Raw genomic sequence first — 25,384 nt, forward strand, 5'->3', positions numbered from 1 at the left:
CGTGGTTCGCAGCAAATGGCCTTAGTCCTTTGCAAGAAGCACAACACAGCAGGCAGGTCTGTAAGCCACGCCCTTCGGGGCTTTCACAGCAACCGGCTCTCTGCGTTATCCGACTTCGACAGGCCCCGGCATGCCTTCAGTCAGATGCCTTGAACGCCAATTGCTGTGCAAGCCAGAGTGCCACGAGGACTTATTTGCACCTTCCCTAAAGGTTTGGAAATTTCCCCGAGTGTGACAGCAAACATTGGAGAATGAGATGGAAAACACAGTAGCCAAGAACAGACAGCAGCTGGCCGCCAGCGGCAAGAGTCTATGGGCCAGAGTCATGCAACAGGCCTTGAATGCCTTGGAGGGCGGTTGTCTTAAACTGCAACTGGGGAGTGAGCAGTGGACCTTTGGCCCGCTCGATACAGACCTGGTCGCTATAATTCGTATTCACGATGAGCGTTTTTTTCGCCAGGTGATTCTAGGCGGCTCTATCGGCGCCGGTGAAGCCTATATTCAGGGGCACTGGTCCAGTCCGGATGTTACCGCCGTGGTACGCCTCTTTGCCCGTAATCTGCCGCTGCTGGATAAGATAGAGAAACGGTTCTCCTGGTTTTCCAACACAGTTAGCCGGGTGAAACATCTGCTGCGCCGAAACTCAAAGGCCGGTTCAAAGCGCAATATTCTGGCGCACTATGATCTGGGCAACCCCTTGTATCAGGCATTTCTCGACCCTGAGCTACTCTATTCAAGCGCCGTCTATCCCCATGAACAGGCGCAGTTGGATGAGGCGCAGCAGTATAAGCTGCAACTGATTTGCGAGCGGCTGGATCTGCAGCCCGGGATGAGTCTTTTGGAAATAGGTACCGGTTGGGGCGCCCTGGCTATCTATGCTGCCAAACACTATGACGTCAAGGTAACCACCACCACGATTTCCGATGCCCAGTACCAATATGCCAGTGAAAGGGTTGCCGCCGAAGGACTGAGTGAGCGCATTACCCTGCTACGGCAGGATTATCGCCAGCTCAGCGGCCAGTATGACCGTTTGGTCTCGATAGAGATGATAGAGGCAGTGGGCCACGATTATCTGCCGGGCTTTTTTGCCGGCCTGGATGCCCTGCTCAAGCCGAGTGGCAAGCTGTTGCTGCAGGCGATCACCATTAAAGATCAGCGCTATGACAGCTACCGCAAAGGGGTGGATTTTATTCAGCGCTATATTTTCCCCGGCGGCTGCCTGCCATCTGTTACCGAGATGACACGCAACTTGCAGCGGCAAACCTCCATGACCCTCTGGTCGTTGGATGATATTGGTCTCGACTATGCCCGCACCCTGAATGACTGGCATGCCAACTTCGATGACGCCAGAGAGCGGGTGCGTGAACTCGGTTATGGTGAAGATTTTGTGCGTATGTGGAAGTTTTACCTGAGTTACTGCGAGGGTGGTTTTCTTGAGCGCACCATAAGCACGGTGCAACTGACTGCAGTCAAGGACGGCTATCGTCCGCTGAGCTCAAGGCAAATTGCAGGTTAGGCCATGAAACTGTCATCGCCTTGGTTTTTTCTGCTGCTCAACGCCATCGTTTTCCAGTTGGGCTGGTGGTCTTTGATCCTGTTTGCCAATCAGGCGCTGGTGTTTGCTCTCTTGCTGCTTTGTGCCCAGTTGCTGCTTGTCAATCCGGGCTACCGCTCCGCCCTCATGGCCGAGAATGCTCAGGATCAGCACTGCCAACTGGCAGAGCAAAGCGTAAAGCGTAGCGGATACAGTATGAAAGCATTCAACGCCGTACTGATGCCTGCTGTCATTGGCATAGTTTTGGACGCCATGTTGCACCTTGGCGGAGTATTTGAGTTTGACAGCCCCTCGCGACTTTTACCCTTGTGGCTCTGTTGCCTTTGGGGGCATTTTGCCGCGACCTTGGGGGTGAGTCTGGCCTGGCTCAGGGACTTGCCCAGATGGCAGCAGGCGTTCTTTGGCGCAGTGGGGGGCGCTGGCAGCTACCTGGCGGCATTCAGGTTGGAGGCCGTGGCTTGGCCCCTGGGGCAATCGGCTACCTTTAGCTTGTTGATATTCATCTGGTCGCTGCTGCTGCCACTGTTAAGTTATTGCAACCTCAAGCTTGAAAGGGGCGAAAACCGCCCAACTACAGGATTTCTCTGACGGAGACCGGCAATGAAACGATTCATCAAGGGTGTAAACAAGGGAGCAAAGCAAGCTGGTAAGTTGCATAAAGCAGGCTTTGCCGGGCTGATGATACTGCTTGGCCTGCCCTCTCAGACCTGGGCTGACAATTTACAGATTCAAGCACAGACTCAAGCACAGCAGGCTCAAGCGCTGAGTCAAGAGCAGACTCCTGAGCCCAAAGCTGCCCAGGTCGAGCCATCCAAGGCGGAGCTTGCCAGCTTTCGGGAAGTGGGCCGCGGTGAAATGGACTGGTGGTTTATGACCCTTTATCGGGCCAGGTTGCTGACGCCGGATGGTAGTTACCAGCCCAATAGCTTCCCGCAACAGCTGGAAATTCAGTATTACCGGGATATACCCGCTTCGCGACTCCTGGAAGCCACCAAACACCAGTGGTTGCACCTGGGATACGACAGAGAGCAGATATCTGCCTGGTTGGCGCTGCTTGAAGATATCTGGCCGGATGTGGAGCAAGGGGATAGATTGAGCTTTGTGGCAAGCGGGCCGCAGCGAGGGCATTTTCTGTTCAATGACAAGCCGTTAGCCGCGATTGTTATAGATGAGAGCGCTTCGAGCGAGCATAAGCGTTTTGCTGATGCCTTTTTGGCGATTTGGTTGTCAGAGCGCAGCAGTCGGCCGCAACTGAGAGCCCAGTTGATAGGAGAGCAGGCATGCAAATGTTAATCAGCAGGTTTATCAGTTTCACTAAGGTTTGGATGTTACTTCTGATGCTTGGACTGAGCGGTTGCGGCAGTGTCGATATTCATGACTATAGCGCCAGCGAACCTAAGTTGGATCTGCAGCAGTTCTTTAACGGGGAGTTGCAGGCTTCCGGTATGGTGCAAGATTACAGCGGCCAGGTGGTGCGCCGTTTCAATGTGCGGATGACGGGCAGTTGGCAGGGGAATCAAGGTGTGTTGCAGGAATGGTTTGAGTATGACGATGGTGAGCTTGCCGAGCGAACCTGGCAGATTACCAAGCTTGCCGATGGCCGCTACCAGGGCAGAGCCGCGGATATTCTGGGGGTGGCAGAAGGGCAAGCAGAGGGTTTTGCCCTGCGCTGGCGCTACGACATGCTGCTAAAGCTCGATAGCAACGAGTATCAGGTACATTTTGACGACTGGATGTATCAAACGGCGCCGGACACCATAATCAACCGCAGCGAGATCCGCAAATGGGGCCTGACAGTGGGGGAGGTGACTCTGGTGATCCGTAGGTTGGAAGACAAGTAACAGAGCTGGTCATTAATGGTACGCCATGACTAACGCTGAGTCTCAGCCTAAGTTAAGCTTAGCTCTGTTTTAATAACAACCGTCTCTCAACACAGGTTTCAATATTGATGAACAACAAGTCTTTGCTACTGCCTTGGGTTTCGATGGGCTTACTGGCACTGGTATCGCTCGGCGGCTGCTCGAATGGTATCGATTTCAGTTTTGAAGCGCCCGAGGAGGAGCGGGTGAATTCCAATCTCCCTGCCGAAGATCCCATGGCACAGGATAACCAGAGGATCATAGATGATGCGCGCCGGGAAGGGAAAATCGACCCTCAAGTGTTCCCCGGGCAGCGCTGATCAGCCCAGTTGTTTACTGTTGTCGCTCTGCTTACGGTCATAGTATTCGAAGGGAAACAGGTTGCGCAGACGCTGAATATTGGCATCTCCGGCGTTGGCGCTGATATGCAGCCGCACTTCACCGCTGCGCTCGGCGCGCACTGTGCAGGTGAGTTTCTCTTTCTTGACCAGGGCGCGGCATTCACGTTCAAACTTCTCCGGGATTTTGCCCTTGTGAGAGGTCATACGACCGTCCTTGAAATGCATTTCAAATATTGTCATTCCTTTCTTGTTACTGAAAACCAGTTTGTAGATAAGCACTAACGCCAGGGCGATAAAGAGTATTTTTAACATAGTGGCCATAGTGAGACTCCTTGTTTCAGCAAGAGTAAATATTGCTATCCAGATGTGATCTTATATCTTCAGTTATACCTGCAAGCAGCGGCGTTTGACAGTGCACCCAGGGTGGATTTTTGTGATAAGGCTAGAAGGACTGGCAAATTGGCAAACCTTGGTTATTATTTGTTCAGTAACACCTGTTTTACCACAAACCAAGATCAAGGATGAAGCCATGTACCTTTCCAATGCCGAGCGCTGGGCGCAAATCTGTGACAGACAAGTGGAACTGATGGCAAAGCTCAGCGAGCAGTTTCCCGAGCGGCGAGAGCAACTGCAACACCTCACCCATAGCTGGCAAGACGTCAAACATCAGGTGCGCCGGGGCGATACCCCCCACGTACCGCCACTGCGTTGAGAACTGAATCAATTTATAAAAAAGAGCCGCTCAGGGAGCGGCTCTGTTACTTTTGGTTGGTGGGAGGAAGATGGGGCTTGCCCGTGCAGGTCTGTCCTATGGCTTGCCTGGGCACAGCAATTTTTCGGTTTAGAAAGCGTAGCTGACACTCGCCAGCACAGTGCCGTCATTCTGGAAGGTGCCACTGCTTATCTCGGCATCCGAATCTATATCTGTGTCCAACCAGGCCAGAGACAAACCAACACCGGCAATCTCAGTCGAGACACCTATGGAGTAATCCAGATATTTACCCATATCGTCATCGGGCGCATCGCCGAAGTTGTAACCCAGGTGCAGATCCAGGCTCCAGTTTTCGGCAAACTCATAACTATAGTTCAGCTCTGCATAGTGGTAGTCCAGATCTGAGCCCGAATAGTCATTGGTGTACCAGTAGGCAGCCCTAAAATCGCTGAACTCGAGGCCGAAAGAGATTTCGTTGTAGTCCTGGGAGACATTGTCGCCCGGGTACATATAGCGCAGCAGGGTAATGTCATAGGCCAGGTTGTCGTTGATTTCACCGGCGTAACCCAGGTAGACATCCAGTTCGAAATCGGCACCCACCTGATCCTCTTTGGGAGTACCATCTTCATCGAATTCCACATTACTGGCCCAGGCCCCGACGAAGAAACCCGAGTCGTGACTCCAGTCCAGACTAGCTTGCACGGCAAAGTCACCGGCAGTTTGTGACACGCCTCTAAAGCGGTAGTCATTGGTCACGGCTATCTCGCCGCTGATTTCGGCCATGGCAGAGGTTGAGGTTATGGCGCCGCCAAGCAGCAGTGCCCATAGCAGAGGGTTGGTTCTTCTTATCACTGGGTTCACAAGCATTTCTCCCTTCTTTGGTTTGCCGGCCCCGTCCGGAAATATTCCGGCGCGACCTGGTTTATGCCAAACAACAGCAGCTATGCTGAGACCTCATGGCGGTTTTGTTTTTATCTGTTGGATTCAAACACCACATAGAGCTTGCGGCAGGGAACCGTTACCTGCCAACTGCCGCGAAACCCGGCCGGGATAACAAACCTGTCGCCCGGACCAACTTCGAGACGATTTCCCTGCTCATCGCTGATGACACTGTTACCCTCGAGGATTTCGCAATACTCGTGCTCAGTGTAGTTAACTTTCCAAGTGCCTGTTTCGCTTTGCCAAATTCCGGTATGAAACTGCTCACAGGGGCTGGAGTAATGGTTCTCCAGTCGTTGCATAGGCGCGCCCTGCAGACGCTTTTCCTCGGCGATGGAGTATTCACTTACCTCGGGAGTATTGCGCGCCAGTACTCTGATATTGTTGATGTGCATCAGGCTCTCCCTCTCTCCCTATTTCATGGTCGGCATGATGAAATCGGCACTCAGCTGTTTGGGCCAGCGGGCGGTAACGGCTTTGCGCCGGGTGTAAAAGCGAACTCCATCCGGGCCGTGCATATGCAGTGGGCCAAACAGCGAGCGTTTCCAACCGCCGAAACTGTGAAATGCCATAGGCACAGGGATAGGCACATTGACCCCCACCATGCCGACTTGCACCGAGTGGCAAAAGTCGCGCGCCAGCTCGCCGCTCTGGGTAAAGATGGCGGTGCCGTTGCCGAACTCATGTTGATTGATAAGAGCCAGCGCCGAGTCATAGTCGGCCACCCTGACTATGCAAAGCACAGGGCCGAAGATCTCTTCCCGGTAAATCTGCATCTCGGGGGTGACGCCATCGAACAGGGTCGCACCGAGAAAGAAACCTTCGCTGTCTGCCAAGGTATTGCGGCCATCGACCAGACAAACTGCGCCCTGCTGTATACCGCTGTCTATATAGCTGCAGACCTTGTCCAGATGCGCGCGGGAGATGAGCGGCCCCATTTCCATACCCGGCTCCAGGCCGTTACCTACCTTGAGCGCGGCTATCTTGGGTTGCAGTTTTTCTATCAGGGCATCGGCCACATCAGCAACCGCCAGTACTACGGAAATAGCCATACAGCGCTCGCCGGCAGAACCATAGGCCGCACCCATCAGGGCGTTACTGGCCAGTTCCAGATCGGCATCTGGCATCAGCAGCATGTGGTTCTTGGCGCCGCCGAGTGCCTGTACCCGCTTGCCGTGAGCCGATGCCTTACTGTAGATATACTCGGCCACAGGCGTTGAACCGACAAAGGAGATGGCCTGAACATCCTGATGGCAGAGCAGGGTATCTACCGCCAGCTTGTCACCGTTGATAACATTGAAAACCCCATCCGGCAGCCCGGCCTGGGTCAGCAGCTCGGCAATTCTGAGTGCCGGCGCCGGATTCTTTTCCGATGGCTTCATCACAAAGGTATTGCCGCAGGCGATGGCAATCGGGAACATCCACATGGGAACCATCACAGGGAAATTGAACGGCGAAATGCCGGCGACCACCCCGAGCGGTTGGTTGATGCTCCAGGCATCGACGCCAGTGCCAACCTGCTCAGTGTGTTCCCCCTTGAGAAGATGGGGAATGCCGCAGGCAAACTCAACCACTTCCAGCCCTCGAACCAACTCGCCCCTGGCATCTTCAAGCACTTTGCCGTGTTGCAGGCAGATAAGCTCGGCCAGTTCATCCATGTGGGCTTCTACCAGGGCTTTGAAGCGAAACAGCACCCGCGCCCGGTTAAGGGGCGATACCTTTGACCAAGCGTCAAAAGCCTGCTTGGCCGAGTCTATCGCCCGCTCTGTATCTGACTTGGAGGCGAGGGCGACTCTGGCTTGCTCTTCGCCGCTGGCCGGGTTGAAAATGGGCAGTGAAGCCTGTGCCAGGCTGCCATCTGTTTCATGTCCATCTATATAGTGGCTGTAAATACGCATAACTATCCTGTGTGCTTCAGTCGACGGTTTGGATGGCGTCGGCCAGGGTGGAAATCAGTTGATCTATTTGGGACTCTTCCACTATCAGTGGTGGTGAGAGGGCTATGATGTCGGCGGTGGCCCGTACCAGCGCACCTTGCCAGAAACAGCGCTCGAAAATCTGATAGCCGCGTTTGCCAACACCTTGCGGGCTGGGGGCCAGCTGAATGCCACCTACCAGGCCGGTATTGCGAATATCGATGACATTGGGCAGCCCCTTGAGACTGTGCAGCGCCTGCTCAAAATAGGGCGCCAGCGTTGTAGTGCGCTCAAACAGCTTTTCGTCACGGTAGATATCCAGGGTGGCCAGTGCCGCCGCGGCCGCAACCGGATGCCCTGAATAGGTATAGCCGTGAAAGAACTCGATCATCGCCTCGGGGCCCTGCATACAGGCATCGTGAATCGCTTGCTGCACAAACACCGCGCCCATGGGGATGGCGCCATTGTTGAGCGCCTTGGCCGTGGTCATTATGTCCGGAGTCACATCCCAGTGGTTGCTGGCAAAAGCGCCGCCCACCCGGCCAAAACCTGTGATTACCTCATCGAATATCAGCAAGATGCCGTATTTTTGAGTGATCTCCCGAAGGCGCTTGAGATAGCCCTTGGGGGGCAATATTACCCCGGCCGAGCCTGACATGGGCTCGACGATAACGGCGGCGATATTCTCTGCGCCATGCAGGGCAATCAGCCCCTCGAGCGCCTCGGCCTTGTCGGCGCCATGCTCGGGCAAGCCGCGGCTGAAGGCGTTGGCTTTCATATCCAGAGTGTGGGGCAGGTGATCGACGCCGCCGAGGAGCTGCGGGCTGAAACCTTTACGGTTATTGCCAATTCCGCCCACTGAAATACCGCCAAACCCCACACCGTGATAGCCCAGCTCACGGCCGATAAAACGGCTGCGGCTCGGTTCGCCATTGGCTCTGTGGTAACACAGCGCCAGCTTGAGTGCGGTGTCGACCGACTCTGAGCCCGAGTTGGTAAAGAAGATACGGTTCATGCCGGGCGGGGCGATTTCACTGAGGCGTTCGGCCAACTTGAATGCCAACGGATGACCCATCTGAAAACTGGGGGCATAGTCCATTTCGCGGATCTGACGGCTGACCGCCTCACTGATCTCCGCCCGGCCATGGCCGGCATTACAGCACCAAAGACCTGCGGTGCCATCCAGCACCTGACGGCCATCGACATCCCGGTAATACATGCCTTCGGCCGAAGCCAGTAGCCTGGGAGTTTGCTTGAATTGACGGTTGGCACTGAAAGGCATCCAGTAATGCTCGAGATTGCCCTGTGTTTTCGCCTGTTGTTTTAGCTCTGCCATAAGCATTAACCTTAGTGTTGCGGGCTTGTTAATGGTGATTGATGTTTCGCTATGCTATGTCAGAAATAATGAACATGGAAGGCCTGTGTGCAATTATTTATGCCAAAAAATCTATTTTTGTAAAATATATTGAATTTATGCCGTGCTCGAGGCTAATCTGGAGCGACCCGAATAACTCGCGATGGCTGCACGAGTTGGCCGCGATAGGCCTACTGAGGTAGTGGAATGCCCGCTTGCAAGCAGATGAGAGGATTTATGAGTACACCGCAAACCCGTCAGCAATGGCAGCAGTTGGCCGCGCAATTGCAGATCTGTGGCCAGGCCTTTATCCATGGAGAGTATTGTGCAGCCGTATCCGGCGAGACCTTCGATTGCATCAGCCCTGTGGATGGCAACAAGCTTGCCGCCGTAGCCAGTTGCGATCTGGCCGATGCCGAGGCGGCGGTGGCCAGTGCCAGAGCCAGTTTTGAATCCGGAGTCTGGTCGCGAATGGCGCCGGTAGAGCGCAAAAAGGTGATGATACGCTTTGCCGATTTGCTGGAGGCGCATAGTGATGAACTGGCCTTGCTGGAAACCCTGGATATGGGCAAGCCAATTCGTTTTTCCAAGTCGGTGGATGTGACCAATGCCGCCAGGGCCTTGCGTTGGTCCGGCGAAGCGGTGGACAAGATTTACGATGAAATAGCGCCCACCGCTGACAATGAAATCGGCATGATCACCCGTGAGCCTGTCGGGGTAGTGGCCGCGATTGTGCCATGGAACTTCCCTTTGCTGATGGCCTGCTGGAAGCTGGGGCCGGCGCTGGCCAGCGGTAACTCTGTCATCCTCAAACCCTCGGAAAAATCCCCTTTGACGGCGATTCGTATGGCTGCCATTGCCTTGGAAGCCGGGATCCCGCCCGGAGTGCTCAATGTATTGCCCGGTTTTGGTCATACAGTTGGCAAGGCGCTGGCGCTGCATATGGATGTCGATACCCTGGTGTTTACCGGCTCCACCAAGATAGCCAAGCAACTGATGGTTTACGCCGGTCAGTCCAATATGAAACGTGTGTGGTTGGAGGCCGGTGGTAAGAGCCCGCACATAGTCTTTAACGATTGCCCGGATCTCAAGGCGGCGGCGCAGGCGGCAGCTTCGGCCATCGCCTTCAACCAGGGCGAAGTTTGCACCGCAGGTTCGCGCCTGCTGGTGGAATCCGGGGTCAAGGAGCAGCTGATAGCGCTCATTATCGACGAGCTCAAATCCTGGCAGCCGGGGCATCCGCTGGATCCGGATACTGTCAGTGGCGCGGTGGTGGATCAGCAGCAGCTGCAGACTATTCTCGGTTATATCGAGGCGGGTAAGCAGCAAGGTGCTGTGCTGGCCTGTGGCGGCGAGCAACTCATGGCTGAAACCGGTGGCGTCTACGTGGCGCCGACTCTGTTCCGTGAAGTGAATAATCAGATGAGTATCGCCCGCGAGGAGATCTTCGGCCCTGTACTGAGTGTGATTGAATTTGAGGGAATGGAGCAGGCGATAGCCATTGGCAACGATAGCATCTATGGCTTGGCGGCCGGTGTGTGGACTGCGGATCTCAGCAAGGCCCACAGAACCGCCAAGGCGCTGAGAAGCGGTATGGTGTGGATCAATCATTATGACGGCGGCGATATGACGGCGCCTTTCGGTGGTTATAAGCAGTCGGGTAATGGCCGCGATAAGTCGCTGCATGCTTTTGATAAATACACAGAAATTAAGGCGACCTGGATAGCCATTTAATCGGTTTGCTGTCATAGACAATCCCCCTGCCTTGCGGGGGGAAAGAGGCTAAGTTCAGGGCTTGAGATGTTCACTCACAGGTTCAAACAGCGCATCGAGCAGCACTTGAGTGCGGTTATCTTCGACTTGCAGCTTCAGCCAACCGTCACTGCCGAGAATTTCAAGCTGCCTGCACACGAGTTTCGGCGGTGAGGCTTGCAGTTCCCCCTTGAGGCGAAAAATCCCCTGTGGCGTATGAATGCGGCTAATATCGAAGGGAGTATTCACGACGGCCACAACGCCTTTGCTGTACTTGTTTTCAAAATGGCTCCCTACTCAACATACACTCGTCTTCAAAACAGGGCTTTTTCAAGATAGGCCTTGTTCAGAATAGATCCTTGAATCTATGGTACAGCATGCCTGCCGCCAGAATGGGCGAGCGCAGCGCCGGGCCACCCGGGAAGGTCATATGCTCTATTGAGGCAAAGATATCGAAGCGCTCAGCCTGCTGACTGATAGCTTCTGCCAGCAGACGCCCCGCCATATGGGTGGCGTTGACGCCGTGCCCGGCATAGGCCTGGGCGAAATAGATGTTGGGGCTATCCGGCAACCTGCCTATCTGCGGCATACGGTTGGCGCCTATCCCTATCATGCCGCCCCACTGATAATCTATTTTCACGCCCTTGAGCGCCGGGAAGACTCTTTCCATATTGGGCCTGAGCGCGGCGCAAATGTCCTTGGGATCTCTGCCTGAGTAGTTGCACAGCCCGCCAAATAGCAGACGGTTGTCGGCCGACAGATGAAAATAGTCCAGTGCTATGCTCATATCGGCGAAGGCCATATTCTGCGGAATAATGTCAGCGCAAAGTGCTTGCGACAGGGGCTCGGTCGCCAGCAGATAACTGCCGGCCGGTAGCACCTTGCCGCCGATATGAGGTTCGAGTTTGGCACCTATATAGGCATTGCCGGCCAAAATCAGATAGCGGCAACGGACTTCGCCGCCCTCAGTCCTGACCCGTATCTGCTCGCCCTTAATGATTTCGGTGGCGGCGCTGTCTTCATAGATGTTAACCCCCAGGCTTCGGGCCGCACGGGCCTCGCCGAGGGCCAGATTCAAAGGGTGCAGATGGCCGCTGCCCATGTCGCTGAGCGCGCCGAGATAACGCTCAGAGCCTATGACTTCCGGCAACTGCTCCTTGGACAACAGCTTGAGCTTATGTGGGTAGCCAAGTTGCTCAAGCTCGGTAAGCTCCTGCTCAAGCTCCTGCATATGTCTTGGTTTCAGCGCCAGATCGCAGTAGCCCCAGCGCAGATCGCAATCGATTTGATATTGCGCGATCCGTTGCCGGACGATGTCGACGGCTTCAAAACCCATCCGCTTGATAGCCAGCACACCTTCTTTACCTATACTGGGCTCAAACTGTTCAATATTATGGCCAATACTACGGATCAACTCCCCGCCATTACGCCCAGAGGCGCCCCAGCCCACTTTTTTGGCTTCCAGTATGGTGACCCCAAAGCCTCGTTCAGCCAGTTCGATGGCACTGTTGAGGCCGCTGAAGCCTGCGCCTATTACGCAGACATCTGTCTCCAAGGACTCTTCCAGCCTGGGATGCTGAAACAGTTCTTTGGCGGTCGCATGGTAAAAAGAGGCGGGATAGTTGTCACTGTGAATGGGGGACTGGATTGGCATCATGGCTCCGTTCTTGTTATAAGTTTGGACTCGGCTGGTTACACCCGACGGTCGTCGCACTCTTGCCTTCAAAGTGTTCGTTTTATTTAACATGCTTTTGTCATATAATACAAAACAATTTCACCGGGACCCTGGTTGCCCTTGTGCAGAAGCCGCTGCCGACCGTGTCCTGTAACCGCCTGATAAGAGATTTTTGGGGGATTTGCGATTTGGATATAGGTGCCAGCCTCAAGGCTGTTAGAAAGATGAAAGGCCTGTCCCAGCGTGAGCTGGCTAAACGCGCCGGGGTGACCAACAGCACCATCTCTATGATAGAGAAAAACAGTGTCAGCCCTTCAGTCAGTTCACTCAAGAAAGTGCTTTCGGGGATCCCCATGTCGCTGGTGGAGTTTTTCTCCATAGGTGAAAATGGCACTACAGAGCAAAAAGTGGTGTATCGCTCCAATGAGCTTTTGGACATAGGCACTGGGCCACTGGAGTTCAAGCTTATTGGTCGGGATTACCCCAACCGTGCCATGTCTGTGATGTCAGAGACTTATCCCCCGGGAGCCGATACGGGTGAAGAGATGCTGCGCCACGAAGGGGAAGAAGCGGCGCTGGTGATCACCGGTCGCTTTGAACTGACGGTCGGTGAAGAGGTGTTTATTCTGGAGGCCGGTGACAGCTACTATTTCAATAGCGAACAACCACACAGGTTTCGCAACCCTTTTGATGAACCCTGTCATCTGGTCAGTGCCACCACTCCTGCCAACTTTTGATCTTCCATTTCCTCAGCTGACTGCGATTTGCTGCCCGTAAATTCACTTCGGGCAGCATATTTGCCTGTAAGTGTAAATAATATCGACCGTATAACCCCGTGTGCACCGAATTGGTGCCCGCTGAACCAGTGTGATGCAAAGCCAATTTTTTGCCTTGTTCAAGCTTGTTTACACCTATCTCAAACACAAGGGGTTTTTAAATATTCATTTAAAAATAAAAGCTTAAATAATTTTAGCTTGAGGCTGCGTTTAACAGGATATTAACCTCTTGCCTGTGCAAAAAAATCCGTGTAGTGTGTGAAAAAATGAACATTTGCTTTAGTGAATGTTCAAAACTGAGACCTGGATTTGAGTGTTTTGGGGTGAGATATGGCACAGGCAGCAATGGCGTTGGTGGGTGTAACCGCATGCAATGAGCAGTTGGGGCTGCATCCTTTCAATATTGTTGGCGAGAAATACCTCTTGGGCGTGGTCGAAGGTGCCGGAGCCTGGCCCCTGGTGATCCCGGCATTGGGGGCCGATACCCCGATAGCACAACTGCTCGAACGCCTGGACGGCATATTGTTTACCGGCTCCCCCTCCAATGTTGAACCTCATCACTACCAAGGCCCGGCCAGCGAACCGGGCACCCACCATGATCCCAAGCGGGATGACACTACCTTGCCTTTAATTCGCGCCGCCATAGAGGCCGGAGTGCCGGTACTCGGGATCTGCCGCGGCTTTCAGGAAATGAATGTGGCTTACGGCGGCAGTTTGCACCAGAAGCTCTATGAAGTGGGTGGTTTTATTGAACACAGAGAAGACAAGAGTGCGCCGCTGGAGGTGCAGTATGGCTTGTCCCACGAGGTCAGCATAGAACCTGGAGGGATGCTTTTCGACGCCTGGGGCCGTAGCCATGCGATGGTTAATTCCGTCCATACTCAGGGCGTGGAGCGCCTGGGTCAGGGGTTGCGGCCTGAAGCGCATGCTCCAGATGGTCTGATTGAAGCCTTCTCTGTCACCGATGCCAAGGCATTCGCCTTGGGAGTGCAGTGGCATCCCGAATGGCAGGTCAGAAATAACCCCTTCTACAGCGCAATTTTTAAGGCCTTTGGGGAGGCTTGCAGTCTTAGGGCGCAACAGCGGAATTAATAATATGAATAAGCTTGAAGCCTTCTTAAAAGAACAAAAAATAACCGAAGTTGAATGTGTTATCTGCGATATGACAGGTATCGCCCGCGGCAAAATTGCCCCGGTAGACAAGTTTATCGATGAAAAGGGCATGCGGCTGCCCGAGAGTGTGTTGCTGCAAACCGTGACCGGCGATTATGTCGATGATGAGGCCTACTATGGCCTGCTCAACAGCGCCGATATCGACTTTGTCTGCGTGCCAGATGAAAACGCGGTCTTTATGTTGCCCTGGACCCTGGAGGCCACGGCTCAGGTGATCCACGATACTTATGACAAGATGGGCAATCCGCTGGAGCTGTCGCCGCGCAACGTATTGAAAAAAGTGCTCAAGCTCTATGAAGACAAGGGCTGGGAGCCGGTGATTGCCCCCGAGATGGAGTTTTATCTCACCAGTCGCAGTGACGATCCTGATCTGCCACTCAAGCCCCCGGTTGGCCGTTCCGGCCGCGCCGAATCCGGACGTCAGTCCTTCTCCATCGATGCCGCCAATGAGTATGACCCCCTGTTTGAGGATATGTACGACTGGTGTGAGGCGCAGGAGCTGGATATCGACACCCTGATCCACGAGGAAGGCACGGCGCAGATGGAGATCAACTTCAGCCACGGTAATCCACTGGCGCTGGCGGATCAGGTGTTTGTGTTCAAACGCACCCTGAGGGAGGCCGCCCTCAAGCACGGCGTCTGTGCCACCTTTATGGCCAAGCCTGTGACCAATGAGCCAGGCAGCGCCATGCACCTGCATCAGAGCGTTATCGATAAGGAAACCGGCAAGAATATCTTCACCCGCGAAGATGGCACCATGAGCCAGAACTTCCTCAGTTATATCGGCGGGCTGCAGCGCTTTATGCCGGAATTTCTGCCGTTGATGGCGCCCAACGTCAATTCATTCCGCCGCTTCCTGCCGGGCACCTCGGCGCCGGTCAATCTGGAGTGGGGTGAGGAGAATCGCACCTGTGGCCTGAGGATCCCCGAGTCTTCACCGCAAAATCGCCGCATTGAAAACCGTATCCCGGGGGCCGATGCCAACGCCTATCTGGCCATTGCCGCCAGTTTGTTGTGCGGCTATTTGGGAATCGTTGAAGACGTGAAACCTTCGACGCCGGTGCAGGGCCGGGCCAACGAAGACCGCTCGGGTATCTCTTTGCCGCAGACGCTGGAAGAGGCGATGGCCATGATGGAAGAGAGCCAATATTGCCGTAAATATCTGGGGGAAGACTTCACCACAGGTTTTGTTGCGGTCAAACGCGCCGAGCTTGAGAATTTTCGCCGGGTGGTGAGTTCCTGGGAGCGGGAATTCCTGCTGCTGACTGTCTAAGGAGGGAGAGATGAAATCACAACAGACTCAAGGCTGGCAGGCCAAGGACCATGCCCACCACTTGCATCCCTTTACCGATCCCAAGGCGTTGAAACAGGCAGGTGGGCGGGTGATCACCCGCGCCGATGGCGTCTATATCTGGGATTCACAGGGCAATCAAATTCTCGATGGCATGGCCGGACTCTGGTGCGTCAACATGGGCTATGGCCTGCGCTCCATCGCCGATGTGGCGGCACATCAGTTGCTGGAACTGCCTTACTACAACAGCTTTTTTCAGTGCAGCCACCCGCCGGCGATTGAACTGGCCGCCGAGATAGCCACGCTGGCACCACCTCATATGAACAAGGTGTTCTTCACCGGCTCTGGCTCAGAGGCCAATGACACCAACTTGCGCCTGGTGCGTCATTACTGGGACATCCAGGGCAAGCCGGAGAAGAAAACCATTATCTCGCGCCACAATGCCTATCACGGTTCCACAGTTGCCGGTGCCAGTCTTGGTGGCATGAGTGGTATGCATGCCCAGGGCGATCTGCCCATTCCAGGCATAGTCCACATCGCCCAACCTTACTGGTATGGCGAAGGTCAGGGACTGTCTGCCGAAGAGTTTGGCATTCGCTGTGCCCGCGAGCTTGAAAGCAAGATCCTCGAGCTGGGTGAAGACAAGGTAGCGGCCTTTATTGCCGAGCCTATTCAGGGCGCCGGCGGCGTGATAGTCCCGCCGGACAGCTATTGGCCGGAGATCAAAAAGATCCTCGCCAAGTACGACATATTGTTTATCCTCGATGAAGTGATCACCGGCTTTGGCCGCACCGGCTGTTACTTTGCCGCCGAGTATTACGATCTCGAGCCGGATCTTATCACCATAGCTAAGGGGATGACTTCGGGCTATGCCCCCATGGGCGGGGTGATAGTGTCGGATAAAGTCGCCGATGCGTTGGATAAGGGCGGTGAATTTGCTCACGGCTACACTTATTCGGGCCATCCACTCAGTGCCGCGGTGGCACTGGAAAACTTACGCCTGATGAAGCAGGAAAACATAGTCGCCAAAGTGGCCGAGGAAACCGCGCCTTATCTGCAGCAGCGGCTGCGGCAAGTCTTGGCCCAGCATCCGCTGGTGGGCGAGGTGCGCGGCGTTGGCATGGTGGCCGCGCTGGAACTGGTCGCCGATAAGGCGAGTCATCAGCGCTTTGCTGCCGAGCTTGGGGTAGGTACTCAGTGCCGGGAGCATTCCATCGCCAGTGGCTTGGTGATGCGGGCGGTGGGAGACACTATGATCATCGCACCACCCTTGGTGATAACCCAGGCTCAAATCGATGAATTGGTAACAAAGGCGAAACAAGCGCTCGATATGACCTACGCAAGCGTACAAAAATCGAACGGTTAAGATTGCCTGCCATTGGCGGTAAGGGCATGATATACCTTGCTGCCAAGGCGCCGATGCGGGTTTTAGGGAGTAGCATTGGTGACACTAATAACAATGACAATAAGTTAACAATTGAAGGCGGGTTACAACCGCTGCTACCCGTAAAAGGAGAGAGCATGAAGCTATTGACCAAAGTAACGTCTGTGGCACTGTTGGGAGGCCTTGCGGCCGCTGCCACGGCCCAGGCCGAAGAAGTCGTCCGGGTGTATAACTGGAGTGACTATATCGCCGAAGATACCCTGGCCAACTTCCAGAAGGAAACCGGGATCCGGGTGATTTATGACGTGTTTGACAGCAACGAAGTGGTTGAAGCCAAACTGCTTTCCGGCCGCTCCGGTTATGACATTGTCGTGCCTTCGAACAACTTTCTTGCCAAGCAGATCAAGGCCGGGGCCTTTAAGCCTCTGGATAAAAGCAAGTTGAGCAACTATCAGAATCTGGATCCCCAGTTGATGAAACAGCTGGAGAAGGCCGATCCGGGCAACCAGTATGCCGTGCCTTACCTCTGGGGCACCAACGGCATAGGCTATAACGTCGCCAAGGTAAAAGAGCTGCTGGGAGACGATGCTCCCACAGATTCGCTCGAACTGATGTTCAACCCCAAGTATGCCCAGAAGCTGTCATCCTGCGGCATGTCCATGCTGGACTCGGCCGATGATATGGTGCCGCAGGCGCTGATCTATCTGGGATTGGATCCCAACAGTACCAAGGCGGCCGACTTTGAAAAGGCCGGTGAAGTGCTGGCCAAGATACGGCCTTATATCACCTATTTCCACTCATCGCGCTATATCTCGGATCTGGCCAATGGTGATATCTGTGTCGCCTTCGGTTTCTCCGGCGATATCCTCCAGGCGGCTACCCGCGCCGATGAGGCCGGTAACGGCAACAAGATTGCCTATACCATTCCCAAGGAAGGCGCCAACCTCTGGTTCGATATGTTGGCCATCCCTGCCGACGCCGGCAATGTCGACAATGCGCTGACCTTTATCAACTATCTGCTCAGGCCAGAAGTGATAGCCCCCATCTCCAACTATGTTTCCTACGCCAACCCCAATGTACCGGCGCAGAAACTGGTGGATGAGTCTATCCGCAACGATCCCGGCATCTATCCACCACAGGCAACTCTGGACAACCTGTATGTGGGGGAAATTCGTCCACTCAAGGCCCAGCGGGCCCTGACCCGGGTTTGGACCAAGGTTAAATCCGGCCAATAACAATAACTCAGGGGCTAGGTGCCCCTTCATTGTCTGATTGCGTAGTACAGGCAAACTTTACTCGTTCCACCAGCGGCGGCCGCTGAGCCGCCCATTTGGTATTTTGCGGAGAAGTATTATGGCAATCACCTCGGGCATTCCTGTCAAACCCAATAATAAAACTCAGGATGAAGTGCTGCTCAAAATCGAGCGGGTCAGCAAGCTCTTTGACGATGTTCGCGCCGTGGATGATGTGTCGCTGACCATCAACAAGGGCGAGATCTTTGCCTTGCTCGGCGGCTCAGGCTCAGGCAAGTCGACTCTTTTGAGAATGTTGGCCGGTTTTGAAAAGCCTACCGAAGGACGCATTTTTCTCGATGGTCAGGACATTACCCACCTGCCGCCCTATGAACGCCCCATCAATATGATGTTCCAATCCTACGCCCTGTTTCCCCATATGACGGTGGCGCAGAATATCGCCTTCGGTCTCAAGCAGGACAAGTTACCCAAGGCTGAAATCGAGCAGCGGGTGCAGGAGATGCTCAAGCTGGTGCATATGGAAAAATATGCCCGCCGCAAGCCGCATCAACTCTCCGGCGGTCAGCGCCAGCGGGTGGCGTTGGCCCGTTCTTTGGCCAAGCGGCCGAAACTCCTGTTGCTTGACGAACCTATGGGAGCGCTGGATAAAAAACTGCGGACCCAGATGCAGCTGGAGGTGGTGGAAATTCTCGAGCGGGTAGGGGTGACCTGCGTCATGGTTACCCATGATCAGGAAGAAGCCATGACCATGGCCGAGCGGATTGCCATCATGAGCGATGGCTGGATAGCCCAGACCGGCTCGCCTATGGATATCTATGAAAGCCCCAACAGCCGGATGATTGCCGAGTTTATCGGCACAGTGAATCTGTTTGAGGGGGAGATCACCGCCGATGAGGTGGACCATGTGATCATTCAGTCCGAGAGCCTGAACCAGGCGTTTTACGTGGGTTATGGGGTGTCTACCAGTGTCGAGGACAAGCATGTCTGGTTGGCGGTCAGGCCGGAAAAAACCCTGATAAGCCGCGAGCAGCCCGAAGAGCAATACAACTGGGCCAAGGGCATAGTCCACGATATCGCCTATCTCGGTGGTTTCTCCGTGTATTACATTCGCCTTGGCAATGGTCAGATAGTCCAGTGCAGCATGACCAACCGTGAACGCCGCGCCGATCACCCCACCTGGGATGATGAAGTCTATATCAGCTGGGAGGACACCAGTGGCGTGGTGTTAAGATCATGAAGAAGCTCAAGTTAGGATTCAAAGGCCGCCACCTGACCATAGGCTTTCCCTATCTGTGGTTGCTGCTGTTTTTCGCGCTGCCGTTTGCCATAGTATTGAAGATAAGCTTTTCCACCGCGGCGATTGCCATTCCGCCCTATGAGCCAAGTTTTCAGTATGCCGACGAAGTGCTGCAGGTATTTATCAACCTGAGTAACTATCTGTTGCTGCTCAGCGACTCCATGTACTACTCGGCCTATCTCAACTCGCTCAAGATGGCGTTGGTTTCCACCCTAGGTTGTCTGCTGCTGGGGTATCCCATGGCCTATGCCATCGCCCGGGCGCCGGCCAGGTTGCAGACAGTGCTGCTATTGTTGGTGATGTTGCCCTCCTGGACCTCATTTCTTATTCGGGTCTACGCCTGGATGGGGATTTTGAGTAATACAGGGCTTATCAATAACCTGCTGCTGGGGCTTGGGATTGTCGATGAGCCGCTGCAGATGCTCAATACCAATCTGGCGGTGTATATCGGCATCATCTATGCGTATCTGCCCTTTATGATATTGCCGCTGTACGCCACCTTGGTGAAGCTGGATGTCAGTCTCTTGGAAGCCGCGGCGGATCTCGGCTCCCGCAGTCTCAATACCTTCTGGAAGGTGACTTTGCCCCTGTCCAAGAGCGGCGTCATTGCCGGCTCCATGCTGGTGTTTATTCCGGCCGTGGGGGAGTTTGTGATCCCCGAGCTGCTCGGCGGGCCGGACTCGCTGATGATAGGTAAGGTGCTGTGGCAGGAGTTCTTCAACAACCGTGACTGGCCGGTGGCTTCATCGCTGGCGATAGTGATGCTGGTACTGCTGATTGTGCCCATCACCCTGTTCCATCGCTATCAGAGCCGCAGTCTGGAGAAAGAGATATGAAGAAGCTGAGTTTCTCGACCCTGATGTTATGGATTGGGCTGGTGTTTCTGTATGCCCCCATGTTTATTCTGATTTTCTACTCTTTCAACGCCTCCAAACTGGTAACTGTCTGGGGTGGCTTTTCCGCCAAGTGGTACGCCGAGCTGTTTGCCGATCAGCAGATACTGGATGCGGTCTGGACCAGTCTGCAAATCGCTTTTTACAGCTCGACCATGGCGGTGAACATAGGCACTATGGCGGCCTTTGTGATGACTCGTTTTCGTCGCTCCTGGGCCAAGCTGACGCTGTCGAACATGATTACGGCGCCCTTGGTTATGCCCGAGGTGATCACGGGCCTGTCGCTGATGTTGCTGTTTGTGCATATGTCGGATCTGCTCGGCTGGCCGGCTGAGCGGGGCAGGATGACAGTCTGGATTGCCCATTCCACCTTCTGCGCCGCCTATGTGGCCGTGGTGGTGTCATCGCGCCTCAGGGAGCTGGATCTCTCTATTGAAGAGGCGGCAATGGATCTGGGGGCGACACCGCTGAAGACCTTCTTTCTGATAACTGTGCCCATGATAGCCCCGGCGCTGATGGCGGGCTGGCTGTTGTCGTTCAGCCTGTCGCTGGACGATCTGGTGATTGCCAGCTTCGCCTCGGGACCTGGCGCCACTACACTGCCTATGGTGGTGTTCTCCTCGGTGCGGCTCGGGGTGTCCCCCAAGATCAACGCCCTGGCGACCCTGATCATTCTGGTGGTATCCCTGATCGCCTTCCTGTCCTGGTATCTGGCGCGCCGCGCCGAACGCCGCAGCAGACAAATAGAGGAATAACAATTCGGCGGTTGGCTGTGACAGCCACCGCCATTATTTCTCCTGTGCGTTTTAAATTTTGAACAAAGTGTATTTTATAATGCGTTTTCTACTGGTTTTAGTCGGTTTGACTGTGTAGGATGATGCAAGTGTTAAAAATAACAAACATAAAGGCTGGAATAACCATGACTGCCACTGCCCACACCTCCTCTTATTATGCCGATTCGGCCAATGACACCCGTGAACGCAACAGCTTAAGCGAGGTGCTGGAAACCGATGTCTGTGTGATTGGGGCCGGTTATACCGGGCTCAGCTCGGCGCTGCACCTGTTGGAGGCCGGTTTCAAGGTGGTGGTATTGGAAGCGGCCAGAGTGGGCTGGGGCGCCTCTGGCCGCAACGGTGGCCAGATAGTCAACAGCTACAGCCGCGATCTCGACGTGATAGAAAGCACTGTTGGTAAGACGCAGGCCAAGCTCTTTGGCGAAATGGCCTTCGAGGGCGGCCGCATCATCCGCGAACGCATCGAAAAATACCAGATCGATTGTGACCTCAAAAACGGCGGGGTATTTGCCGCCATCAACCGCAAACAGATGGGGCATCTGCAACAGCAAAAAGCCCTCTGGGAGCGATATGGCCACACAGAACAGCTACAGTTGTTGGATGATGCCGGCATTCGCCAGGTGGTCAATACAGACCGTTATATAGGCGGCTTGCTGGACAAGAGCGGCGGCCATATCCATCCGCTGAACCTGGCGCTGGGTGAGGCGAGGGCGGTGGAATCTCTCGGTGGAAAAATTTTTGAGGATTCGGCCGTAGTACGTATCGACGAAGGGGAGTACCCTATAGTACATACCGCCAATGGCCAGGTTAAGGCCAGGTTTGTGGTGGTGGCAGGAAATGCCTATCTTGGCAAACTGCTGCCCCAACTTGCTGCCAAATCCATGCCTTGCGGTACCCAGGTAATCACGACAGAACCCTTGGGTGAAGAGTTGGCCCACAGTCTGTTGCCGCAGGACTACTGCGTTGAGGACTGTAACTATCTGCTGGATTATTTCCGCCTGTCGGCCGACAAACGCCTGATCTATGGTGGCGGTGTAGTCTACGGCGCCAGAGATCCGGAGAATATCAAAGCGATTATCCTGCCCAAGCTGCTCAAGACTTTCCCCCAATTGAAAGGGGTCCGTATCGACTATACCTGGACAGGCAACTTTCTGCTGACACTCTCCCGTTTGCCTCAGGTCGGCAGGATTGGCAGCAACATCTATTACTCCCAGGGCTGTAGTGGTCATGGGGTGACTTATACCCACCTGGCGGGCAAGTTGATTGCCGAGGTGCTGACCGGACAGGCGGAGCGTTTCGATGCCTTTGCCAGCCTGCCCCATTATCCATTTCCCGGCGGACATGCCCTGCGAGTCCCCTTTTCTGCGCTCGGCGCCTGGTATTACAGCCTGAGGGACAAACTGGGTATTTGATGCCTATCCGTACAAGGGCGCCTGGCGCCCATTTAAAGGAGTCGCAATGAAACTTAATCAGAGTGAGCTGCTGCGTGAACAAGCCTATATCGAAGGCCAGTGGCTGGACGCAGACTCAGGCAAGAAGGTCAATATTTTCAACCCGGCCACCGGCGAGCGTATCGGCAGTGTGCCCGAGATGGGCGCATTTGAAACCCACAGAGCCATAGATGCCGCCGAGCGGGCACTGCCGGCCTGGCGGGCGTTGACCGCCAAAGAGCGCAGCAGCATTCTCAAACGCTGGTTCGAGCTTATCAATCAACACGCCGATGACTTGGCGTTGCTGATGACCACAGAGCAGGGTAAGCCTCTGGCAGAAGCTCGCGGTGAGGTCACCTATGCCGCTTCCTTTATCGAGTGGTTTGCCGAAGAGGGCAAGCGGGTATACGGCGATACGATCCCCGGCCATCAACAGGACAAGCGCCTGTTGGTGATCAAGCAGCCCGTGGGCGTGACTGCGGCCATTACGCCCTGGAACTTCCCGGCGGCGATGATCACCCGTAAGGCGGCACCGGCACTGGCGGCCGGTTGCACCATGATAGTCAAACCGGCGCCGCAGACCCCTTTTACTGCTTTGGCGCTGGCCTACCTGGCGATTGAAGCGGGCATTCCTCCCGGCGTCTTCAGCGTGATCACCGGCGATGCCAAGGCGATAGGCAATACCCTTTGCGACAGCGCCGTGGTGCGTAAGTTGTCTTTCACCGGCTCGACCGGCGTGGGCATCCATCTGATGCAGCAATGTGCCGCTACGCTGAAGAAACTGTCACTGGAGCTCGGCGGCAACGCGCCCTTTATCGTGTTTGACGATGCCGATCTGGACGCGGCGGTGGAAGGGGCAATGATCTCCAAATACCGCAATGCCGGCCAGACCTGCGTCTGCGCCAACCGCATCTATGTGCAGTCGTCCGTTTACGATGCCTTTAGCGAAAAGCTGGCCGCCAAAGTGGCCGAGCTCAAGGTAGGTGTCGGCACAGAGTCCGGTATTACCACAGGGCCGCTTATCGACAAGAATGCGGTGAAAAAGGTGCAGGCTCATCTCGAGGATGCCGTCTCCAAAGGCGCCAGAGTCAAGACAGGCGGCCGGGCGCTGGGCGGTAACTTCTTCGAGCCCACTATTTTGACCGAGGTGAACGGCAGCATGCGGGTTGCCAAAGAGGAAACCTTTGGCCCGCTGGCGCCGCTGTTCCGCTTCGACAGTGTCGATGAAGTGATCGCCATGGCCAACGATACCGAGTTTGGCTTGGCGGCCTATTTCTACGCCAGGGATATCTCCAGAGTCTGGAAAGTTGCCGAGGCGCTGGAATACGGCATGGTGGGGATCAATACCGGGCTTATCTCCAACGAAGTAGCGCCTTTTGGCGGCATCAAGGCCTCGGGGCTGGGACGGGAAGGCTCTAAATACGGCATAGAGGAATATCTGGAGATCAAGTATCTCTGCCTCTCGGTCTGATTAACCCATGTCCCGGCGATGCCGGGACAACAACAGAGGATAGCAGGATGATAAGCAATGACTCTCTGATGGTGCGGCGCCAGGCCGCAGTGGCACCGGGTGTGGGACAGATACACCCTGTGTTTGTGGAACGGGCGGAAAATGCCCGGGTATGGGACGTCGAGGGCCGCGAATATCTGGACTTTGCCGGAGGCATAGCCGTGCTCAATACCGGACACCTGCATCCCAGAGTCAAGCAGGCGGTTGCCCGCCAGTTGGAAGACTTCTCCCATACCTGTTTTATGGTGCTGGGCTATGAGAGTTATGTGGCCGTCTGCGAAAAACTCAACGCCCTGGTTCCCGGGGATTTCGCCAAGAAGTCGGCGCTGTTTACCAGTGGCTCGGAGGCGGTGGAAAATGCCCTCAAGGTCGCCAGGGCCTACACCAAACGCAGCGGTGTCATCGCCTTTACCTCAGGCTATCATGGCCGCACCATGGCAACGCTGGCGCTCACAGGTAAAGTGGCGCCCTACAGTAAGGGCATGGGGCTGATGCAGGCCAACGTGTTTCGCGCCCAGTATCCCTGCGCGCTGCATGGTGTGAGTGACGACGATGCGATGAAGTCTATCGAGCAGATTTTCAAGAATGATGCCGAGCCGGCGGATATTGCCGCCATTATTCTTGAGCCGGTGCAGGGCGAGGGCGGCTTCTATGCCGCATCCCCCGAGTTTATGGCGCGGCTGCGCAAGCTGTGTGACAAGGAAGGGATAGTGCTGATTGCCGATGAGGTGCAGACGGGCGCCGGCCGTACCGGCACCTTCTTTGCCATGGAGCAGATGGGCGTTGCCGCCGATATCACGACTTTTGCCAAGTCCATTGCCGGTGGTTTCCCGCTCTCCGGCATTACCGGCCGGGCCGAGATGATGGATGCCATAGGCCCCGGCGGTTTGGGAGGCACCTATGGCGGCAATCCGCTTGCCTGCGCTGCCGCCCTGGCGGTGATAGAAACCTTCGAGAAGGAACAGCTGCTGGCGCGGGCCAACCAGGTGGGTACTGTCATTAAAGAGGCGCTTGGCAAGCTGCAGCAGGAGCACGATTTTATTGCCGATGTTCGCGGCCTGGGCGCCATGGTGGCCATGGAGCTGGTTGAAGACGGTGTGCCCAAGCCCGAGTATTGCGCCCGAGTCCTTACCTTGGCGCGGGAGCGTGGTCTTATCCTGCTTTCCTGTGGCACTTATGGCAATGTGCTGCGTCTCTTGGTGCCTTTGACCGTCAGTGACAGGGATCTGCAGCAGGGGCTTGAGATTATCGCCGAGTGTTTCCGGCAACTGCGTAGTTGAGCGGATAAGGGTGATAGGGAAGCCCAGCGCTTCCCTTTTTATGCTCGCTGGATGTATCTGCCAAAGCGGGTGGTAAGCGTGACGCCTCTTCTTAAATCGGGTCGACAAGCCCCATGGGCCGGACCGCGACGTGAAGCCTATTTACCCCGTCTATGAGTCTTGAAAATGGCGTGACTCTTGGCCGCTCTCTATGGATTGTG

General features: G+C 55.1%; 25 protein-coding genes. 18 read left to right on the plus strand and 7 right to left on the minus strand.

The features are described 5' to 3' along the window. Positions 1 to 256: 256 nt before the first annotated feature. From CBE72_RS13560 to CBE72_RS13580, 5 genes are all read left to right on the plus strand, one after another. Positions 257 to 1,516, plus strand: coding sequence for an SAM-dependent methyltransferase (locus CBE72_RS13560; protein ID WP_100144156.1), 1,260 nt, complete (start codon positions 257 to 259; stop codon positions 1,514 to 1,516). A gap of 3 nt (positions 1,517 to 1,519) precedes the next feature. Beyond that, positions 1,520 to 2,143, plus strand: coding sequence for a DUF2878 domain-containing protein (locus CBE72_RS13565; RefSeq protein WP_100144158.1), 624 nt, complete (start codon positions 1,520 to 1,522; stop codon positions 2,141 to 2,143). Positions 2,144 to 2,155: 12 nt separating this feature from the next. Further along, the gene (locus CBE72_RS13570) at positions 2,156 to 2,848 is read left to right on the plus strand and encodes a chalcone isomerase family protein (protein ID WP_100144160.1); all 693 of its coding nucleotides are present in this window, start codon (positions 2,156 to 2,158) and stop codon (positions 2,846 to 2,848) included. After that, positions 2,842 to 3,396: a DUF3833 domain-containing protein gene (locus CBE72_RS13575; RefSeq protein WP_226684482.1), complete on the plus strand. Its 555-nt coding sequence runs from the start codon at positions 2,842 to 2,844 to the stop codon at positions 3,394 to 3,396. The genes CBE72_RS13570 and CBE72_RS13575 overlap by 7 nt, the downstream gene beginning before the upstream one ends. Before the next feature lie 107 nt (positions 3,397 to 3,503). Then, a complete protein-coding gene (locus CBE72_RS13580; protein WP_229672019.1) occupies positions 3,504 to 3,734 on the plus strand; it encodes a hypothetical protein in 231 nt (76 codons plus the stop codon). On the opposite strand, the gene CBE72_RS13585 is transcribed toward CBE72_RS13580, so the two are convergent. Continuing rightward, positions 3,735 to 4,076, minus strand: a complete 342-nt coding sequence (locus CBE72_RS13585; protein WP_039034306.1) for a DUF3634 family protein — start codon at positions 4,074 to 4,076, stop codon at positions 3,735 to 3,737. Positions 4,077 to 4,284: 208 nt separating this feature from the next. Between CBE72_RS13585 and CBE72_RS13590 the strand changes: the two genes are divergently transcribed. Then, positions 4,285 to 4,467, plus strand: coding sequence for a hypothetical protein (locus CBE72_RS13590; protein ID WP_100144163.1), 183 nt, complete (start codon positions 4,285 to 4,287; stop codon positions 4,465 to 4,467). A gap of 129 nt (positions 4,468 to 4,596) precedes the next feature. Here CBE72_RS13590 and CBE72_RS13595 read toward each other — a convergent pair whose 3' ends face one another. The 4 genes from CBE72_RS13595 to aptA form a co-directional block, all read right to left on the minus strand. Then, positions 4,597 to 5,319, minus strand: coding sequence for a TorF family putative porin (locus CBE72_RS13595; protein WP_373289279.1), 723 nt, complete (start codon positions 5,317 to 5,319; stop codon positions 4,597 to 4,599). Positions 5,320 to 5,438: 119 nt separating this feature from the next. Then, positions 5,439 to 5,801 (minus strand): cupin domain-containing protein, encoded by a 363-nt coding sequence (locus CBE72_RS13600; RefSeq protein WP_100144167.1) that lies wholly within the window; start codon positions 5,799 to 5,801, stop codon positions 5,439 to 5,441. 18 nt (positions 5,802 to 5,819) lie between these two features. Next, positions 5,820 to 7,304 (minus strand): CoA-acylating methylmalonate-semialdehyde dehydrogenase, encoded by a 1,485-nt coding sequence (locus CBE72_RS13605; protein WP_100144169.1) that lies wholly within the window; start codon positions 7,302 to 7,304, stop codon positions 5,820 to 5,822. A 16-nt stretch (positions 7,305 to 7,320) separates the two neighbouring features. Beyond that, complete coding sequence (aptA, locus tag CBE72_RS13610) at positions 7,321 to 8,658, minus strand: omega-aminotransferase AptA (protein ID WP_100144171.1); 1,338 nt, start codon at positions 8,656 to 8,658, stop codon at positions 7,321 to 7,323. Between the two features lie 255 nt (positions 8,659 to 8,913). On the opposite strand from aptA, the gene CBE72_RS13615 reads away from it, so the two are divergent. Beyond that, positions 8,914 to 10,410 (plus strand): aldehyde dehydrogenase, encoded by a 1,497-nt coding sequence (locus tag CBE72_RS13615; protein ID WP_044733901.1) that lies wholly within the window; start codon positions 8,914 to 8,916, stop codon positions 10,408 to 10,410. 54 nt (positions 10,411 to 10,464) lie between these two features. Here the strand turns inward: CBE72_RS13615 and CBE72_RS13620 are convergent, their stop codons facing one another. Both CBE72_RS13620 and CBE72_RS13625 read right to left on the minus strand, forming a co-directional pair. Then, positions 10,465 to 10,677, minus strand: coding sequence for a hypothetical protein (locus CBE72_RS13620; protein ID WP_167387674.1), 213 nt, complete (start codon positions 10,675 to 10,677; stop codon positions 10,465 to 10,467). Positions 10,678 to 10,774: 97 nt separating this feature from the next. After that, the gene (locus tag CBE72_RS13625) at positions 10,775 to 12,082 is read right to left on the minus strand and encodes an NAD(P)/FAD-dependent oxidoreductase (RefSeq protein ID WP_100144305.1); all 1,308 of its coding nucleotides are present in this window, start codon (positions 12,080 to 12,082) and stop codon (positions 10,775 to 10,777) included. A 209-nt stretch (positions 12,083 to 12,291) separates the two neighbouring features. Here CBE72_RS13625 and CBE72_RS13630 point away from each other — a divergent pair, with 209 nt between their 5' ends. From CBE72_RS13630 to gabT, 11 genes are all read left to right on the plus strand, one after another. After that, positions 12,292 to 12,840 carry a cupin domain-containing protein gene (locus CBE72_RS13630; RefSeq protein ID WP_028780691.1) on the plus strand — a complete coding sequence of 183 codons (549 nt, stop codon included), beginning with the start codon at positions 12,292 to 12,294 and terminating at the stop codon, positions 12,838 to 12,840. A gap of 369 nt (positions 12,841 to 13,209) precedes the next feature. Then, a complete protein-coding gene (locus CBE72_RS13635) occupies positions 13,210 to 13,971 on the plus strand; it encodes a gamma-glutamyl-gamma-aminobutyrate hydrolase family protein (RefSeq protein ID WP_100144175.1) in 762 nt (253 codons plus the stop codon). Positions 13,972 to 13,975: 4 nt separating this feature from the next. Continuing rightward, the gene (locus tag CBE72_RS13640; RefSeq protein ID WP_028780689.1) at positions 13,976 to 15,325 is read left to right on the plus strand and encodes a glutamine synthetase family protein; all 1,350 of its coding nucleotides are present in this window, start codon (positions 13,976 to 13,978) and stop codon (positions 15,323 to 15,325) included. Between the two features lie 10 nt (positions 15,326 to 15,335). Further along, positions 15,336 to 16,709: an aspartate aminotransferase family protein gene (locus tag CBE72_RS13645; RefSeq protein ID WP_100144177.1), complete on the plus strand. Its 1,374-nt coding sequence runs from the start codon at positions 15,336 to 15,338 to the stop codon at positions 16,707 to 16,709. Between the two features lie 155 nt (positions 16,710 to 16,864). Then, positions 16,865 to 17,962, plus strand: a complete 1,098-nt coding sequence (locus CBE72_RS13650) for a polyamine ABC transporter substrate-binding protein (RefSeq protein ID WP_100144179.1) — start codon at positions 16,865 to 16,867, stop codon at positions 17,960 to 17,962. Positions 17,963 to 18,080: 118 nt separating this feature from the next. Then, positions 18,081 to 19,217, plus strand: a complete 1,137-nt coding sequence (gene potA, locus CBE72_RS13655) for a polyamine ABC transporter ATP-binding protein (protein ID WP_025009894.1) — start codon at positions 18,081 to 18,083, stop codon at positions 19,215 to 19,217. After that, complete coding sequence (locus CBE72_RS13660) at positions 19,214 to 20,113, plus strand: ABC transporter permease subunit (protein WP_037436682.1); 900 nt, start codon at positions 19,214 to 19,216, stop codon at positions 20,111 to 20,113. The genes potA and CBE72_RS13660 overlap by 4 nt, the downstream gene beginning before the upstream one ends. Beyond that, entirely contained in the window at positions 20,110 to 20,925 is an 816-nt protein-coding gene (locus tag CBE72_RS13665) for an ABC transporter permease subunit (RefSeq protein WP_100144181.1), read from the plus strand. Before CBE72_RS13660 ends, CBE72_RS13665 begins: the two co-directional genes overlap by 4 nt. Before the next feature lie 164 nt (positions 20,926 to 21,089). Continuing rightward, positions 21,090 to 22,376 (plus strand): NAD(P)/FAD-dependent oxidoreductase, encoded by a 1,287-nt coding sequence (locus CBE72_RS13670; RefSeq protein ID WP_100144183.1) that lies wholly within the window; start codon positions 21,090 to 21,092, stop codon positions 22,374 to 22,376. Between the two features lie 46 nt (positions 22,377 to 22,422). Next, positions 22,423 to 23,865: an NADP-dependent succinate-semialdehyde dehydrogenase gene (gene gabD / locus CBE72_RS13675; RefSeq protein WP_100144185.1), complete on the plus strand. Its 1,443-nt coding sequence runs from the start codon at positions 22,423 to 22,425 to the stop codon at positions 23,863 to 23,865. Positions 23,866 to 23,912: 47 nt separating this feature from the next. Next, positions 23,913 to 25,184 (plus strand): 4-aminobutyrate--2-oxoglutarate transaminase, encoded by a 1,272-nt coding sequence (gene gabT / locus CBE72_RS13680; RefSeq protein ID WP_100144187.1) that lies wholly within the window; start codon positions 23,913 to 23,915, stop codon positions 25,182 to 25,184. The last annotated feature ends 200 nt before the right edge of the window (positions 25,185 to 25,384 follow it).

Origin of the sequence: Shewanella carassii, assembly GCF_002777975.1 — a bacterium.
Lineage (GTDB): Bacteria > Pseudomonadota > Gammaproteobacteria > Enterobacterales > Shewanellaceae > Shewanella > Shewanella carassii.

What these genes read in the sequence shown, in the direction of transcription:
- CBE72_RS13560 (WP_100144156.1), top strand. Translation starts at nt 257, where the DNA reads ATGGAAAACACAGTAGCCAAGAACAGACAGCAGCTGGCCGCCAGCGGC.
- CBE72_RS13565 (WP_100144158.1), top strand. Translation starts at nt 1,520, where the DNA reads ATGAAACTGTCATCGCCTTGGTTTTTTCTGCTGCTCAACGCCATCGTT.
- CBE72_RS13570 (WP_100144160.1), top strand. Translation starts at nt 2,156, where the DNA reads ATGAAACGATTCATCAAGGGTGTAAACAAGGGAGCAAAGCAAGCTGGT.
- CBE72_RS13575 (WP_226684482.1), top strand. Translation starts at nt 2,842, where the DNA reads ATGTTAATCAGCAGGTTTATCAGTTTCACTAAGGTTTGGATGTTACTT.
- CBE72_RS13580 (WP_229672019.1), top strand. Translation starts at nt 3,504, where the DNA reads ATGAACAACAAGTCTTTGCTACTGCCTTGGGTTTCGATGGGCTTACTG.
- CBE72_RS13585 (WP_039034306.1), bottom strand. Translation starts at nt 4,076, where the DNA reads ATGGCCACTATGTTAAAAATACTCTTTATCGCCCTGGCGTTAGTGCTT.
- CBE72_RS13590 (WP_100144163.1), top strand. Translation starts at nt 4,285, where the DNA reads ATGTACCTTTCCAATGCCGAGCGCTGGGCGCAAATCTGTGACAGACAA.
- CBE72_RS13600 (WP_100144167.1), bottom strand. Translation starts at nt 5,801, where the DNA reads ATGCACATCAACAATATCAGAGTACTGGCGCGCAATACTCCCGAGGTA.
- CBE72_RS13605 (WP_100144169.1), bottom strand. Translation starts at nt 7,304, where the DNA reads ATGCGTATTTACAGCCACTATATAGATGGACATGAAACAGATGGCAGC.
- aptA (WP_100144171.1), bottom strand. Translation starts at nt 8,658, where the DNA reads ATGGCAGAGCTAAAACAACAGGCGAAAACACAGGGCAATCTCGAGCAT.
- CBE72_RS13615 (WP_044733901.1), top strand. Translation starts at nt 8,914, where the DNA reads ATGAGTACACCGCAAACCCGTCAGCAATGGCAGCAGTTGGCCGCGCAA.
- CBE72_RS13625 (WP_100144305.1), bottom strand. Translation starts at nt 12,082, where the DNA reads ATGCCAATCCAGTCCCCCATTCACAGTGACAACTATCCCGCCTCTTTT.
- CBE72_RS13635 (WP_100144175.1), top strand. Translation starts at nt 13,210, where the DNA reads ATGGCACAGGCAGCAATGGCGTTGGTGGGTGTAACCGCATGCAATGAG.
- CBE72_RS13640 (WP_028780689.1), top strand. Translation starts at nt 13,976, where the DNA reads ATGAATAAGCTTGAAGCCTTCTTAAAAGAACAAAAAATAACCGAAGTT.
- CBE72_RS13645 (WP_100144177.1), top strand. Translation starts at nt 15,336, where the DNA reads ATGAAATCACAACAGACTCAAGGCTGGCAGGCCAAGGACCATGCCCAC.
- CBE72_RS13650 (WP_100144179.1), top strand. Translation starts at nt 16,865, where the DNA reads ATGAAGCTATTGACCAAAGTAACGTCTGTGGCACTGTTGGGAGGCCTT.
- potA (WP_025009894.1), top strand. Translation starts at nt 18,081, where the DNA reads ATGGCAATCACCTCGGGCATTCCTGTCAAACCCAATAATAAAACTCAG.
- CBE72_RS13660 (WP_037436682.1), top strand. Translation starts at nt 19,214, where the DNA reads ATGAAGAAGCTCAAGTTAGGATTCAAAGGCCGCCACCTGACCATAGGC.
- CBE72_RS13665 (WP_100144181.1), top strand. Translation starts at nt 20,110, where the DNA reads ATGAAGAAGCTGAGTTTCTCGACCCTGATGTTATGGATTGGGCTGGTG.
- CBE72_RS13670 (WP_100144183.1), top strand. Translation starts at nt 21,090, where the DNA reads ATGACTGCCACTGCCCACACCTCCTCTTATTATGCCGATTCGGCCAAT.
- gabD (WP_100144185.1), top strand. Translation starts at nt 22,423, where the DNA reads ATGAAACTTAATCAGAGTGAGCTGCTGCGTGAACAAGCCTATATCGAA.
- gabT (WP_100144187.1), top strand. Translation starts at nt 23,913, where the DNA reads ATGATAAGCAATGACTCTCTGATGGTGCGGCGCCAGGCCGCAGTGGCA.